At 67.2% G+C, this 290-nt stretch carries 1 protein-coding gene; it reads left to right on the top strand.

The features are described 5' to 3' along the window. Positions 1-290 (top strand): L-serine ammonia-lyase, iron-sulfur-dependent, subunit alpha (locus tag P0G09_RS20230; RefSeq protein ID WP_275253573.1); only part of this gene is annotated, 290 nt, incomplete at both ends.

Consider the following 290-nt stretch of genomic DNA (forward strand, 5'->3'; position numbering starts at 1 on the left):
TCGGCCTGTCCGGCGGCGATGCCGCCAAGGTGGAACAAGCCCATCAGGCGGGCAGAAGCTACGGCGGGGATTACCTTGCAGAGGTGACCGCCGAAGCCCTCAAGACCGCCGAGTGCAACGCCTGCATGAAACGGATCGTTGCTGCCCCCACAGCGGGCAGCTGCGGTGTGCTTCCGGCGGTGCTGCTTCCCCTTGCCCGTGCAGGCGAGGCCGATGAAGAAGCCATCTGTGATGCCCTCTATGTGGCCGCAGGCTTCGGGCAGGTCATCGCCGCCCGGGCCACTCTGGCC

Source organism: Faecalibacterium sp. DFI.5.82 (assembly GCF_029076575.1).
GTDB lineage: Bacteria > Bacillota > Clostridia > Oscillospirales > Ruminococcaceae > Faecalibacterium > Faecalibacterium duncaniae.